12 protein-coding genes are annotated in these 13,673 nt (G+C 67.5%); 9 read left to right on the top strand and 3 right to left on the bottom strand.

Annotated features, from left to right (window positions below):
• Positions 1 to 14 precede the first annotated feature (14 nt).
• Positions 15 to 734 (bottom strand): histidine utilization transcriptional repressor HutC, encoded by a 720-nt coding sequence (hutC, locus tag ACEN9Q_RS22455; RefSeq protein WP_229412885.1) that lies wholly within the window; start codon positions 732 to 734, stop codon positions 15 to 17.
• Positions 735 to 871: 137 nt separating this feature from the next.
• Here hutC and ada point away from each other — a divergent pair, with 137 nt between their 5' ends.
• Together ada and ACEN9Q_RS22445 are read left to right on the top strand one after the other, a co-directional pair.
• Positions 872 to 1,960 (top strand): bifunctional DNA-binding transcriptional regulator/O6-methylguanine-DNA methyltransferase Ada, encoded by a 1,089-nt coding sequence (gene ada / locus ACEN9Q_RS22450; RefSeq protein WP_495626087.1) that lies wholly within the window; start codon positions 872 to 874, stop codon positions 1,958 to 1,960.
• The gene (locus tag ACEN9Q_RS22445) at positions 1,957 to 2,646 is read left to right on the top strand and encodes a 2OG-Fe(II) oxygenase (protein ID WP_495626086.1); all 690 of its coding nucleotides are present in this window, start codon (positions 1,957 to 1,959) and stop codon (positions 2,644 to 2,646) included. Before ada ends, ACEN9Q_RS22445 begins: the two co-directional genes overlap by 4 nt.
• Positions 2,647 to 2,666: 20 nt before the next feature.
• Here ACEN9Q_RS22445 and ACEN9Q_RS22440 read toward each other — a convergent pair whose 3' ends face one another.
• Entirely contained in the window at positions 2,667 to 3,335 is a 669-nt protein-coding gene (locus ACEN9Q_RS22440; RefSeq protein WP_495626085.1) for a transposase, read from the bottom strand.
• 208 nt (positions 3,336 to 3,543) lie between these two features.
• Between ACEN9Q_RS22440 and ACEN9Q_RS22435 the strand changes: the two genes are divergently transcribed.
• Positions 3,544 to 4,872: an IS4 family transposase gene (locus tag ACEN9Q_RS22435; RefSeq protein ID WP_495625598.1), complete on the top strand. Its 1,329-nt coding sequence runs from the start codon at positions 3,544 to 3,546 to the stop codon at positions 4,870 to 4,872.
• A gap of 160 nt (positions 4,873 to 5,032) precedes the next feature.
• Complete coding sequence (locus ACEN9Q_RS22430; protein ID WP_056449973.1) at positions 5,033 to 5,533, top strand: hypothetical protein; 501 nt, start codon at positions 5,033 to 5,035, stop codon at positions 5,531 to 5,533.
• Positions 5,534 to 5,543: 10 nt separating this feature from the next.
• Here ACEN9Q_RS22430 and ACEN9Q_RS22425 read toward each other — a convergent pair whose 3' ends face one another.
• Positions 5,544 to 6,182 carry a glutathione S-transferase family protein gene (locus ACEN9Q_RS22425; protein WP_495626084.1) on the bottom strand — a complete coding sequence of 213 codons (639 nt, stop codon included), beginning with the start codon at positions 6,180 to 6,182 and terminating at the stop codon, positions 5,544 to 5,546.
• 171 nt (positions 6,183 to 6,353) lie between these two features.
• Between ACEN9Q_RS22425 and ACEN9Q_RS22420 the strand changes: the two genes are divergently transcribed.
• The 5 genes from ACEN9Q_RS22420 to ACEN9Q_RS22400 all read left to right on the top strand — a co-directional run bounded on the left by ACEN9Q_RS22420 (position 6,354) and on the right by ACEN9Q_RS22400 (position 13,669).
• On the top strand, positions 6,354 to 8,036 hold the full coding sequence (locus tag ACEN9Q_RS22420) for an amidohydrolase (protein WP_495626083.1): 1,683 nt from the start codon (positions 6,354 to 6,356) through the stop codon (positions 8,034 to 8,036).
• Positions 8,037 to 8,149: 113 nt separating this feature from the next.
• The gene (hutU, locus tag ACEN9Q_RS22415) at positions 8,150 to 9,856 is read left to right on the top strand and encodes a urocanate hydratase (protein WP_056449979.1); all 1,707 of its coding nucleotides are present in this window, start codon (positions 8,150 to 8,152) and stop codon (positions 9,854 to 9,856) included.
• Positions 9,857 to 9,873: 17 nt separating this feature from the next.
• Positions 9,874 to 11,415 (top strand): histidine ammonia-lyase, encoded by a 1,542-nt coding sequence (hutH, locus tag ACEN9Q_RS22410; RefSeq protein ID WP_495626082.1) that lies wholly within the window; start codon positions 9,874 to 9,876, stop codon positions 11,413 to 11,415.
• Positions 11,416 to 11,510: 95 nt separating this feature from the next.
• Entirely contained in the window at positions 11,511 to 12,311 is an 801-nt protein-coding gene (hutG, locus tag ACEN9Q_RS22405) for an N-formylglutamate deformylase (RefSeq protein ID WP_056449981.1), read from the top strand.
• Positions 12,308 to 13,669 carry a formimidoylglutamate deiminase gene (locus ACEN9Q_RS22400; protein ID WP_495626081.1) on the top strand — a complete coding sequence of 454 codons (1,362 nt, stop codon included), beginning with the start codon at positions 12,308 to 12,310 and terminating at the stop codon, positions 13,667 to 13,669. The genes hutG and ACEN9Q_RS22400 overlap by 4 nt, the downstream gene beginning before the upstream one ends.
• Positions 13,670 to 13,673: the final 4 nt, after the last annotated feature.

Genomic DNA, 13,673 nt, shown 5'->3' with positions numbered 1-13,673 from the left:
TCCAAGTGGCATCGTCAGCCGACGCTGCCCGTGAATTTATACAAATGTCCCGGGTGCCACATCGTCACGACCGACGCCACCCGGCCGTTCGACGTGGTGCGGCGCTTGAGCACGAGGCACGACGTGCCGGGGGCGACGTCGAGCATCTCCGCCACGTCGCGCGGCGCCGGCAGCGCCTCGATGCTGTAGGTGGCGCCCTGCAGCGGCGCGGCCGTCATCAGGTGTTCGTTGGGCGTGATGCGTGAAAAATCCTGTTCCAGGTAGGCCGGCGCGCAGGCCGGATTGACCCAGCGGTCCTCGACCTGGATCGGCCGGCCGTTCTCGTCGTGCACGATCAGGGAATGGAACAACGACGTGCCGGGTTCCAGTTCGAACTGGTGCGCCAGCGCCTCGCCCGCCGGGCTTTGTTCCAGCAGGCGCGGACGGCTCGCATGCACGTGGCCGCGCGCGTGGACTTCGTCGGCGATGTTGCGGATCTCGACCAGCGTCGCCTGGTATTTCTGGGGCGCGACGTAGGTGCCCGACCCCTGGCGGCGCGTGAGCACCTGTTCCGCCGTCAGTTCGCGCACCGCGCGGTTGACGGTCATGCGCGAGACGCCGAACTGGCGCACGAGCGCCTGCTCGGAGGGCACCAGGTCGCCTTCCTTCCAGCGGCCCGACGCGATTTCGCCGAGCAGGTAGTCCTTGATGCGCTGGAAAATGGGCGTGCTGTCTTGCGCGATCTGTTCGTCCAAACTACTCTCCGGAATTCTGGATGCCACCTCGGCGATTAGAGGCGCCATTCTAACACCGCGAATTCGAAAGCAAGACCCGAAGTGTTTGCCGCCACGCCCGCGCTTACGATGGGGCCATCGAGAATCTGGAGAACGAGATGAACACCGCCACCATCCGCCAATCCGCGGCCACACCCGCCGCCTACGTCACCGACGACGAGCGCTGGGCGGCCGTCGTCGCCCGCGCGCGCGACGCCGACGGCCAGTTTTATTATTCCGTGCGCAGCACCGGGGTGTACTGCCGGCCCTCGTGCCCGTCGCGCACGCCGCGCCGCGCCAACGTGGCCTTCCACGCGACGCCGGGCGACGCCGAGGCGGCGGGTTTCCGCGCCTGCCTGCGCTGCCGTCCCGACGCGCCGCCGCTGGCCGAACGCCAGGCCGACGCCGTGGCCAGGGCCTGCCGCCTGATCGACGCCGCCGAGGAAGAACCGGATCTCGCCAGCCTGGCCAAGGCCTGCGGCATGAGCCGCTTCCACTTCCACCGCATCTTCAAGGCCCATACGGGGATCACGCCCAAGGCCTATGCGGCGGCGCGGCGCGCCGAGCGCCTCAAGCAGGGACTCGCGCAGGCAGGCAGCGTCACCGCGGCCGCCTACGACGCCGGCTTCAATTTCAGCGGCCGCTTTTATGCCGCGTCGTCCGGCGTGCTGGGCATGACGCCCAGGCGCTATCGCGCGGGCGGCGGCGGCGAGGCCATCCGCTTCGCCGTGGCGCAGTGCTCGCTGGGCGCGCTGCTCGTGGCGGCGACCGACAAGGGCATCTGCTGCATCCTGCTGGGCGACGATCCGGAGGCGCTCGTGCGCGACCTGCAGGACCGCTTCCCGAAGGCCGACCTGATCGGCGCCGAACCCGGCTTCGAGCGCACGGTGGCCCAGGTCGTCGCGTTCGTCGAAGCGCCGCGCCTCGGCCTCGACCTGCCGCTCGACGTGCGCGGCACCGCGTTCCAGCAGCGCGTCTGGCAGGCGCTGCGCCAGATCCCGGCCGGCCAGACGGTTGGCTATGCCGAACTGGCCGCGCGCCTGGGCATGCCGCGGGGCGCGCGCGCCATCGCCGGGGCCTGCGCCGCCAATCCGGTGGCGGTGGCGATTCCCTGCCACCGCGTCGTGCGCAACGACGGCTCGATCTCCGGCTATCGCTGGGGCGTCGAGCGCAAGCAGGCGCTGCTCCAGCGCGAGGCCGAGGCATGACGGCCATCGACTGGGACCGCGCCGGCGCCGACCTCGATGCGTTCGGCTGCGCCGTGCTGCCGGCGCTGCTGGACCCCGGCCAGTGCGCGGCCTATGCGGCCGGCTACACGGACGACGCGCACTTCCGCAGCCGCGTCGTGATGGAGCGCCACGGCTTCGGACGCGGCGAGTACCGCTACTACGCGTATCCGCTGCCGCCTGGCCTGGCAAGCCTGCGCACGGCGCTGTATCCGCCGCTGGCGCGCATCGCCAACCGCTGGCAGGCCGCGCTCGGGCTGGACGAACGCTATCCGGACGCGCACGCCGACTACCTGGCGCGCTGCCACGCGGCCGGCCAGCTGCGGCCGACGCCCCTGCTGCTGCAATACGGCCCGGGCGACTACAACTGCCTGCATCAGGACCTGTACGGCGACCACGTGTTCCCGCTGCAGGTGGCCGTGCTGCTGGCGCGTCCCGGGGTCGATTTCAGCGGCGGCGAATTCGTCCTGACGGAGCAGCGTCCGCGCATGCAGTCGCGCGCCGAGGTGGTGCCGCTGGGGCAGGGCGACGCCGTCGTCTTCCCCGTGCACACGCGCCCCGTCAACGGCACGCGCGGTATCTACCGGGTCAACATGCGGCACGGCGTCAGCCGCGTGCGCAGCGGCCATCGGCATACCCTCGGCATCATCTTCCACGACGCCGCCTGATACCGGCGCCAGTACCGGGGTCAGAGCCCGGTTTTTGGAAATTGTGCTACCGCATCATCAAGCGCCGTGGCTCTCGCTTCTTCGATGCCGAGAGAACGGTTGCCATTGCTGGCGTCCCTGATTTCTGCGAGGAGTTGATCGGACAACGCTTCCCCGCATAGCTGGCGGTATGCAGCCTGGCGCGGGATCGTTTCGTGATGCAGACGTAGATAAGCAAGATGCGGTTTGATCAGGGAGCTGTCCTGTCCGAACGCATTGATCCGGTAACTGGACCAGGGGTAGTGCTCCGGCTCGTCCACCATCTGCGCGCGGACGGGATTCAGCTCGATGTAGCGCTGGCATGCCAGAAAGTATTGCTCGTCGAGCACGAGGCAAGAGCGAAAGCGGCCTTCCCACAAGGTTCCCGTACGTGTGTGACGACGGTTGAAGTATTGCACGTAACGCTGGCCCAGGCGCTGCATCAGTACGCTCGCGCCATGCTCATCATCCGGAGAGAAAAGTAAATGAGTGTGGTTGGTCATCAGTACGTAGGCGTGCAGGGCACAGCCACAGTCGTATGCGCATTCACGCAACATGTCGAGATAGACGAGATAGTCGCTCCGGCAGGTGAAACACGGAAGCCTGTTGTTGCCCCGTTGGATGACATGGAGCGGAACCGACGGCAGGACGAGGCGGCGCGGACGTGGCATGGCGAAAACAGGAGGCGGCGGAAGGCGAGAGGATACAAAATCGTCCCGCGGCGTGGGTGAGCAAGATCAACCGTGCAACAGTGTCCGGGCCAGGGGCGTGAGGAACTTTCCAAAAACCGGGCTCTGACCCTAATGCCGTTAAGTTAAGCGGCAAGTTCAGCAACGATCGCTTGTAAACGAGGCCGCGGGCTGTTAACCTGCGGCCTTCATGTTATCTGAATCCTTGCCACTTGTTACTGTCGACTTGGCAGCCCCTGACTGGAGGCGGCTGGGCGAGCATCTTCCCGCCGAGTGGATCGAGGCGGCACTGAACTATTCTGGCAAGGCCAGCATCCGCCAGCGGCGTTTGCCCGCGCAGCAGGTAGTATGGCTGGTGATTGCGCTGGCCTTGTACCGGCACCGATCAGTACGTCAAGTGCTGGCGGAACTGGATTTGGCTTTACCGGACCTGGAGGACCGCTGTGTGACCGATAGCGCCGCAACCCAGGCGCGGCAGCGGCTTGGCGAGGAGCCGCTGGCCTGGTTGTTCGCCGCCTCGGCCCGGCGCTGGCACCAGCAGGATGAGCAGCGGTATCAGTTCAAGGGCCTGCAACTTCTTGCCATGGACGGGACCACACTCAAGCTGGCCGACAGTTCCGAAAACCGGGACCATTTCGGCGCACCGCATTACGTGGGCGACGCCACTGCCAGCTATCCCCATGCGCGTTTGGTCACATTGTGCGTGCTCGATACCCAACTCGTTCTGGCGGCGGGTTTTGGCACTTACCGTCAAAGCGAAATCACCTTCGCACGGGACCTATTGGCGGATATCCCCGACCACTCATTAACGGTCTTCGATCGCGGCTTTCTGGGAGCCGAACTACTCTGCAAGCTCAGCGGTAATGGGCAAGAGCGCCACTTTCTGGTGCCAGCGAAGGCCAACACGCGCTGGACCCTGATCGAAGGCGATGAGAAAGACGGCGTGGTGGAGATGAAAGTCTCAGCTGCAGCACGCAAACGAGATCCGGACCTGCCCGCACACTGGCGCGCACGGGCCGTTCTGACGCCTACGCCGCAGGGGCGGCTCGTTTATCTTTTGACTTCGCTGCTGGACCGTCGACGCTTTCCTGCCGATCAATTGCGCCAATGCTACGGCCGGCGCTGGCAAATCGAGACGAGCTACCGCGAGATCAAGCAATCCATGATGGGCATGGCGCTGAGCCTGCGCAGCCTGAGTGTGGAATCGACCCGACAAGAGATCTGGGGCACGCTTCTCGCGTACAACCTGGTACGCCTGGAAATGGCGCGCACCGCTGAACAAGCCAAGTGCGCCCCTAGTGATATCAGCTTTGTGTTCGCCTTGTCAGCATTTCAATTCGAGATGCAGCATGTCGCGGCCTTGCAGGCCCAAGGAAACATACCTGGCGTCTTGAAACGTATGCGTGAAAGGATGCTACTCGAACTGAATGTCTACCGACCCGGCCGAAAGTTCGACCGGGTCACTAAAGCCAAGCCCCAGCGTTATCCCGAGCGCCGCCTTCGAAAAACCTTAACTTAACGGCATTAGGCTCTGACCCCGACGTTACTGACCCCGACGTTATGAAATTTCCCAGGCGGCGCATAATTTTTACCAGGCGCCAGGCATGCATATGTTTCGGTCGTAACATCGACATACCTGCGTTGCCGCAGGCATAAAAACGATTCCAACGGAGACAAGCATGAGCGTATCGCGTCGCCTGTTCCTGGCCGCCCTCGGCGCGGCCGGCGTGGCCGGCGGGAGCCTGGCCCGGGCCGGGAACCTGCCGCAACCCCTCGTCGCCTACGATGACGAGTTGAAGAACGGTTTCCAGAACTGGAGCTGGGCCAGGACGCAGTTGGCGGTCCCCATCGGCAACGGCAAGCCGATCCGCGTCGAGGGCGATCCGTGGAGCGCCCTCGCGCTGCACCATGATGCGTTTTCCACCGAGGGGTACAGCAAGCTGACCTTCGTCATCAACGGCGGCAAGGACGGCGGCCAGACCCTGATGGTCAAGGCCATGGCGGACGGCAAGGCGATCGACGCCGACTACGTCATCCAGCCCAAGGCGAAGACCTGGGCCGTCGTCGAGGTGCCGCTCAAGGACATCAACGCGGCCGGCAAGACCATCGACGCCATCATCTGGCAGGGCCAGGGCACCGCGTATTCGCCTTATTACATCACGCGCATCCAGTTCGAATGAACGCGCGCGTTCAGGGCAGGTCGCCGCCCGAAAACGGGTCGATCGAGTAGGGGTACACGGTGCCCAGGAAGCCCGGCTGCGCGCGCACCCCGGCGATCCAGCGGACGACATGCGGATGGTCGGCCAGCGCCAGTGCGGCTTCGTCGGCCCGGTGGACGTAGGCGAACAGCGACATGTCGGCGATCGTGTACGTGTCGCCCGCGATGAACGGGCGTTCCGCCAGCTCGCGCTCGAGGATCGCCAGCGCCTTGTGCGCGACCCGGCGCAGGCGTTCGACCAGCGCCGGTGCGCGCCGCGCCAGCTTGCCCGTCAGCGTCCAGTGGCGCAAGGTGGCGATCGACGCCACGTGGTCCTGCTCGAACGACAGCCATTGCTGCACCTTCGCCTGGCCGAACGGATCGGCCGGAGAATATGGCGTGCCGTGCGCCAGATACGTCAGGATGGCGTTCGATTCGGCCAGCGTGCGGCCGTCCGCGAGGCGCAGCGCCGGCACCGCGCCGGTCGGGCTCACGGCCAGGAATCCGGGGCGCTGGCCTTCGCCTTCGAAGATGCGCACGATCTCCGTGCGGCAGGGCATGTCGAGGTGGTTCAGCAGCAGGCGGACTTTCCAGGCGTTCTGGGAGGGCAGGTAATCGTACAGGGTGAGCATCGTGGTCTCCATTGGTTGAGCCACGATTGGACCATCGCGCGCCGCGCCGCACCCTCCGGTTCTTGCGATCGAACGCCGGCCCGGCGATTGACCAGAATGTAAAATTCTATACACTCTGTTTCTTGCTGTTGAACCGTACCCCGGTTCATCCACCATCGAACGGAGACCGCGATGCGCCTGCGCCACAAGCAAACGAGGCACACCCTGATCGCCCTGGCCCTCACCGCCGCCACGGCCCACGCCACCACCGTCATCGACAACGCCAACGGCTACACGCTGGACGCGAAGGGCGACGTCGTCCAGTTCGCGTCGCTCGCGTTCGACGACGCCGGCCGCATCCTCGCCGTCGGCTCGGCGGGCGACGTGGCGGCAAAAACAGCAACCGGGGCCACTCGGGCGAAGCACGTCGACATGGCTGGCCGCACCGTCCTGCCGGGCCTCATCGACGCCCACGGCCACGTGTTCGGCCTGGGCGAGATGCTGACCCAGCTCGACCTGTCGGCGACCACGTCGCTGCCGCAGGCGCTGGCCGCGATCGGCGCATACGCGCGCGCCAACGCCGATCGCGCCTGGGTGCGCGGACGCGGCTGGAACCAGGAAAACTGGAAGCTGGGCCGCTTCCCGACGGCGCAGGAGCTCGATGGCGCCGTCGCCGACCGCCCGGTGTGGCTGGAACGCGTCGACGGCCACGCCGGCTGGGCCAACGGGCGCGCGCTGGCGCTGGCCGGCATCACGGACCGGACGCCTGATCCGGCCGGCGGAAAGATCGTGCGCGACGCCGCCGGCCACGCGACGGGCGTGCTCGTCGACGCCGCGCAGGGGCTGATCGAGAAGGTGCTGCCGCAGCCGACGGAGCAGCAAGCCCGCACGATGCTCGACCGCGCGCTGGAAAAGATGGCCAGCGTCGGCCTCACGAGCGCGCACGACGCCGGCATCGGCGTGGGCCAGGACCGCTTGTATCGCGATTACGCCGACCACGGCAAGCTGACGGCGCGCATCTACGCCATGATTGGCGGCACCGGCGCGGACTTCGACCAGTTGTCGAACAACGGCCCGCTCGATACGTACGGCCACGACATGTACGCGCTGCGCGCCGTGAAGCTGTATGCCGACGGCGCGCTGGGCAGCCGCGGCGCCGCGCTGCTGGCGCCGTACACGGACGACCCGCATTCGCACGGCCTGCTGTTCCACTCGAACGGCGAAATCGACGCGATGATCGCCAAGGCGATGAAGAAGGGCTACCAGGTCAACGTGCACGCGATCGGCGACGCCGGCAACCGCCAGATCCTCGACACGTTCGCCAAGGAGATCCCGGCCAATCACGGAGAAGCGCTGCGCCACCGCATCGAGCACGCCCAGGTCGTCACGCCGGCCGACATCCCGCGCTTCAAGAGCATCGGCATCATCCCGTCGATGCAGCCGACGCACGCGACGTCCGACAAGAACATGGCCGAGCAGCGCATCGGCCCCGAGCGCATCAAGGGCGCGTACGCGTGGCGCACGTTCCTGCAGCAGGGCTCGCGCATCGCGTGCGGTTCGGATTTCCCGGTCGAAGCGCCGAACCCGTTCTTCGGCATCCACGCGGCCGTCACGCGCCAGGACGCTGCCGGCAATCCGATCGCCGGCTGGTATCCCGAGCAGGAGATGTCCCTCAAGGAAGCGTTCCGCTGCTTCACGCTCGACGCGGCGTACGCCGGACATCAGGAAAAAACGCTAGGCTCGCTCGAAACCGGCAAGTACGCGGATTTCATCGTCGTCGATCGCGACCTGTTCAAGATTTCGCCCTATGACATCCACAAGATCGGCGTCCTGCAAACGTGGGTCGGCGGGCGCCAGGTCTGGCAGAAAAAGTGAGCCGCCCACGCGGAATGAGTTGACGTAGTTGTATAGACAACTTAGACTTTCTGGAATGCGGGCGGCGCCGATGTGCTCCGCTATTCCCGCGCATCCTTTTCGAGGAGTCCAACATGACCACAGTCTCTCCCACCGGCGACCCGCGTTTCGATCCCACCCGCGTCATCCGCGCCCCGCGCGGCAGCGAACTCACGTGCAAGAACTGGCTGACCGAGGCGGCCTACCGCATGCTGCAGAACAACCTGGATGCCGAGGTGGCGGAAAACCCGCAAGGCCTCGTCGTCTACGGCGGCATCGGCCGCGCGGCGCGCGACTGGGCGTGCTACGACCAGATCCTCGCGTCGCTGCGCGAGCTGGACGACGACCAGACCCTCCTGATCCAGTCCGGCAAGCCGGTCGGCGTGTTCCAGACCCATCCCGACGCGCCGCGCGTGCTGCTCGCGAACTCGAACCTCGTGCCGAAATGGGCGACGTGGGAGCATTTCAATGAGCTCGACCGCAAAGGCCTGTTCATGTACGGCCAGATGACGGCCGGCAGCTGGATTTATATCGGCACGCAGGGCATCGTGCAGGGCACGTACGAGACGTTTGCCGAAGCGGGCCGCCAGCACTTCGGCGGTGACATGGCGGGACGCTGGATCCTGACCGCGGGCCTGGGCGGCATGGGCGGCGCGCAGCCGCTGGCCGCGACGTTCGCCGGCGCCGTGTCGCTGAACGTGGAGTGCCAGCAGAGCAGCATCGATTTCCGCCTGCGCACCCGCTACCTCGACAAGCAGGCCAGGGACATCGACGACGCGCTGGCGATGATCAAGACGCATATGGAACGCAAGGAAGCCGTTTCCATCGGCCTGCTGGGCAACGCGGCCGACGTGTTGCCGGAGCTGGTGCGCCGTGCCAGGGAAGGCGGCCTCGTGCCCGACGTCGTCACCGACCAGACGTCGGCCCACGACCTGATCCACGGCTACCTGCCGCGCGGCTGGACCATCGAACAGTGGCAGGCCGCACAGCGCGACCCGGGACAGCACGCGGCATTGAAACAGGCGGCGGCGGAATCGTGCGCCGTCCACGTGCAGGCGATCCTCGACTTCAAGGCGCTCGGCGCGCATGCCGTCGACTACGGCAACAACATCCGCCAGGTCGCGTTCGACCAGGGTGTGAAAAACGCCTTCGACTTCCCCGGCTTCGTGCCCGCCTACATCCGCCCGCAGTTCTGCGAGGGCCGCGGCCCGTTCCGCTGGGTCGCGCTGTCCGGCGACCCGGAAGACATCTATAAGACCGACGCGAAGATCAAGGAGCTGTTCCCGCAGCACGCGCGCGTGCACCGCTGGCTCGACATGGCGCGCGACCGCATCGCGTTCCAGGGCCTGCCGGCGCGCATCTGCTGGCTGGGCCTCGGCGAGCGCCACCTGGCCGGTCTCGCGTTCAACGAGATGGTACGCACGGGCGAATTGAAGGCGCCGATCGTGATCGGGCGCGACCACCTGGACACGGGCTCCGTCGCGAGCCCGAACCGCGAGACGGAAGCCATGCGCGACGGCACCGACGCCGTGTCCGACTGGCCGCTGCTGAACGCCATGCTGAACACGGCCGGCGGCGCGACGTGGGTGTCGCTGCACCACGGCGGCGGCGTCGGCATGGGCTATTCGCAGCACGCCGGCGTCGTCATCGTGGCGGACGGCACGGAGGCCGCCGATAAACGCCTGGCCCGCGTCCTCGTCAACGATTGCGCGTCCGGCGTGATGCGCCATGCGGATGCCGGCTACGAACTCGCGATCGAGACGGCCAAGCGCTTCGGCCTGCGCCTGCCGATGATCAAGTAATGCAGAATATCGACACCATGACACAAGCACATCACCTCATCCTGAAACCGGGCGCATTGTCCCTGGACGACCTGCGCGCGGCCTGGGGCACGCCCGGCGCGCTGACCCTCGCGCCGGAGGCGTATGCCGCCATCGAGACGTCGGCCGCCACCGTGCAGGCCATCGTCGCCAAGGGCGATCCGGCCTACGGCATCAACACCGGCTTCGGCATCCTGGCCAAGCGCCACATCCCGCAGGCGCAGCTCGAACAGCTGCAGCAGAACCTGATCCTGTCGCATGCCGTCGGCACCGGAGAGTACCTGCCGGACCACGTCGTGCGCCTGATCCTGCTGACCAAGATCGGCAGCCTGGCGCGCGGGTATTCCGGCGTGCGGACGCTGATCGTCGACACGCTGATCGCCCTGTACAACGCCGGCATCATGCCCGCGATTCCGTGCCAGGGTTCCGTCGGCGCGTCCGGCGACCTCGCGCCGCTGGCGCACATGACGCTCGCGATGCTGGGCGTGGGCGAGGTGCGCATGCGCGGCGAGATCATGGATGCGCGCGCCGCGCTGGCGGCCGCCGGCATCGAACCGGTCGTGCTGGCGGCGAAGGAGGGGCTGGCCCTGATCAACGGGACGCAGGTGTCGACGGCGCTGGCGCTGCACGGCCTGTTCCTGGCCGAGCGCCTGCTGGAAGCGGCGATGGTGGCAGGCAGCATGTCGCTGGACGCCGCGCGGGGCAGCGACGCCCCGTTCGACCCCCGCGTGCATGAAGTGCGCGGCCAGCCGGGCCAGATCGCGGCGGCGAAGATTTATCGCCAGCTGGTGGCGGGCAGCGCGATCCGCGCGTCGCACCTCGTCGGCGACGAGCGCGTGCAGGACCCGTACAGCCTGCGCTGCCAGCCGCAGGTGATGGGCGCCGTGATGGACCTCATCGCCCAGGCCGGCCGCACCCTGCTGATCGAATCGAACGCGGTGACCGACAACCCGCTCGTGTTCCCGGATTCCGGGGAAGTGATTTCCGGCGGTAATTTCCACGCGGAACCGGTCGCCTTCGCCGCCGACATCCTGGCGCTGGCGATCGCCGAGATCGGCGCGCTGGCCGAGCGCCGCATCGCGCTGCTGATCGACGCCACCTTGTCCGGCCTGCCGCCGTTCCTCGTGCGCGAGCCGGGCGTCAATTCCGGCTTCATGATCGCGCACGTGACGGCGGCCGCGCTGGCGTCGGAAAACAAGTCGCTGGCGCATCCGGCCAGCGTCGACAGCCTGCCGACGTCCGCGAACCAGGAAGACCACGTCAGCATGGCGACATTCGCGGCGCGCCGTCTCGGCCAGATGGCGCACAATACGGGTGTCATCGTCGGCATCGAGCTGCTGGCGGCCGCGCAGGGCATCGAATTCCACCGCCCGCTGACGAGCTCCAGCCACCTGGAACATGTTCACGCAAAATTGCGCGAGCACGTGCCGGCATTCGACGCCGACCGGTTCTTCGCGCCGGACATCGAGGCGGCGCGCCGGATGGTGATGGACGGCGAATTGTCGGCCGCGTGCAAGGATTTGTTCGCCGCGCTGCACTAAGGGCGAACCGGCAGGGTGGGCGGCCTGTGCCCACCGAACGCGCGTCGCGGTAATGCATGGTGGGCACGGGGTGCCCGCCCTACTACGGAGTCACGATGGATTTCAGGTTCAAGGCGGGTTCGGTGCCGCTGCTGCTGTCGATGCCGCACGCCGGCACCGACATTCCCGACGACATCGCGGCGCGCATGGCGCCGTGCGCGCTGGTCCGGGCCGACACGGACTGGCACCTGCCCGACCTGTACGCGTTCGCCGGCAGCCTCGGCGCGTCGACCTTGTCGGCGCGCTGGTCGCGCTACGTCGTCGACCTGAACCGGCCGCCCGAGGACACGAATTTGTACCCGGGCCAGGACACGACGCGCCTGTGTCCCGTCGACACGTTCGCGCGCGAACGCCTGTACCTGCCCGGCCAGGAACCGGACGCCGCCGACATCGAACGGCGCCTGGAACGGTACTGGCGTCCGTATCACCGCCAGCTGCGCGCGGAGCTCGACCGGCTGCTCGCGCTGCACGGCCAAGTGGTGCTGTGGGAAGCGCATTCGATCGCGTCCGTCGTCCCGCGCTTCTTCGAGGGCCGTTTGCCCGACCTGAACTTCGGCACGGCCGATGGCCGCTCGTGCTCGTTGCAGCTGCAGGGCGAGATGATGCGCGTGGCCGAATCGCAGGACCGCTTTTCCTTCGTCTTCAACGGCCGCTTCAAGGGCGGCCACATCACGCGCTTCTATGGCGACCCGGCTGCCGGCGTGCACGCGATCCAGCTCGAGATGTGCCAATGCCTGTACATGGATGAAGCGCCGCCGTTCGACTACCAGCCCGACGTCGCCGGCAGGGTGCAGCCGCTGCTGCGCGAATTGATCGGGGCGGCCGTCGCGTGGGCCCGCGCGGGAGGACACGCATGAATGCCCTGTTCGCGCGCCACGCCTTGCTGGCCGGCGGCTGGCACCGGGACGTGCTGCTCGAATGGGACGTGCGCGGCGACCTGACCCGGGTCGCGCCGGAGGCCGCGCCGCCGCTCGGCGTGGCGCGAGCCGACTACGTCCTGCCGGGCATGATCAACCTGCATTCCCACGCTTTCCAGCGCGCGATCGGCGGCATGACGGAACGTGCCGGTGACGGTCCGGACAGCTTCTGGACGTGGCGCGACCTGATGTACCGCGTCGCCAACCGCATCACGCCCGAGCAGATGGAAGCCGTGGCCGCGCAGTTGTACGCCGAATGCCTGCGCCACGGCTACACGGCCGTCTGCGAGTTTCATTACGTGCAGCGGGCGCCGGGCGGCCATGTCTACGGCAACCCGGCCGAGACGGCGCAGCGCATCGCCCAGGCCGCGCACGAATCGGGCATCGGCGTGACGCTGCTGCCCGTGATGTACGCGTATGCCGGCTTCAACGACACGCCGCTCAAGCCGGAGCAGGAACGTTTTCGCACGGACCCCGCCCAGGTGCTGCGCATCGTCGAGGCCTTGGCCCCGTTGCGCGGGCCGCAGCTGGAAGTGGGCGCGGCGCCGCATTCGCTGCGCGCCGTATCGGCCGGCCAGCTGCGCGAGCTGGCGCAGGCGCTGCCGGGCGACCGGCCGCTGCACATCCACATCGCGGAGCAGCAGCTCGAAGTGGCGCAGTGCGTGGAGGCCACCGGCATGCGTCCCGTCGACTACCTGATGCACGCAGTGGACGTCGACGCGCGCTGGTGCCTCGTGCATGCCACGCACCTGTCGGACGCGGAGCGCGACCGGTTGGCAGGCAGCGGCGCCGTCGCGGGGCTGTGTCCGACGACGGAAGCGAACCTGGGCGACGGCCTGTTCCCCTTTGATTCATACATCGCGGCGGGCGGGCGCTTCGGCATCGGCAGCGACAGCCACGTGTCGCAGAGCCCCGTCGAAGAACTGCGCTGGCTCGAATACGGCCAGCGCCTCGCGCACCAGCGCCGCAATATCGCGGTGCATGGCGAGGAGCGCGACGTCGCGGGCTTCTTGTGGCAACATGCGCTGCTGGGCGGCGCGCAGGCGGCCGGGCGCCGTCTCGGCGTGCTGGCACCGGGCCGGCGTGCGGACCTGCTCGTGCTGGACGGCGCGCACCCGAACCTGGACGGGGTGCCGCCGCACGAAGTGCTCGGCCGCTTTTTGTTCAGCGGCAGCGACAATCTCGTACGCGACGTGCTGGCCGGCGGCCACTGGGTGGTGCAGGGCGGCCGCCACAAGGCGCAGGATGCGATCGCGCAGCGTTACAAGGCGGCCGTGCGTACACTGCACGCACATTGATGTT

It is taken from the genome of Massilia sp. Masssp93 (genome assembly GCF_059491295.1).
Note: the sequence above shows the minus strand (reverse complement) of the source record. Positions and strands in the feature narration are given on the sequence as shown.

Coding starts and splice junctions, on each gene's coding strand:
- ACEN9Q_RS22440 (WP_495626085.1), bottom strand. CDS start 3,335: ATGCCACGTCCGCGCCGCCTCGTCCTGCCGTCGGTTCCGCTCCATGTC.
- ACEN9Q_RS22425 (WP_495626084.1), bottom strand. CDS start 6,182: ATGCTCACCCTGTACGATTACCTGCCCTCCCAGAACGCCTGGAAAGTC.
- ACEN9Q_RS22445 (WP_495626086.1), top strand. CDS start 1,957: ATGACGGCCATCGACTGGGACCGCGCCGGCGCCGACCTCGATGCGTTC.
- ACEN9Q_RS22435 (WP_495625598.1), top strand. CDS start 3,544: ATGTTATCTGAATCCTTGCCACTTGTTACTGTCGACTTGGCAGCCCCT.
- hutG (WP_056449981.1), top strand. CDS start 11,511: ATGGATTTCAGGTTCAAGGCGGGTTCGGTGCCGCTGCTGCTGTCGATG.
- ACEN9Q_RS22430 (WP_056449973.1), top strand. CDS start 5,033: ATGAGCGTATCGCGTCGCCTGTTCCTGGCCGCCCTCGGCGCGGCCGGC.
- ACEN9Q_RS22400 (WP_495626081.1), top strand. CDS start 12,308: ATGAATGCCCTGTTCGCGCGCCACGCCTTGCTGGCCGGCGGCTGGCAC.
- ACEN9Q_RS22420 (WP_495626083.1), top strand. CDS start 6,354: ATGCGCCTGCGCCACAAGCAAACGAGGCACACCCTGATCGCCCTGGCC.
- hutH (WP_495626082.1), top strand. CDS start 9,874: ATGACACAAGCACATCACCTCATCCTGAAACCGGGCGCATTGTCCCTG.
- ada (WP_495626087.1), top strand. CDS start 872: ATGAACACCGCCACCATCCGCCAATCCGCGGCCACACCCGCCGCCTAC.
- hutU (WP_056449979.1), top strand. CDS start 8,150: ATGACCACAGTCTCTCCCACCGGCGACCCGCGTTTCGATCCCACCCGC.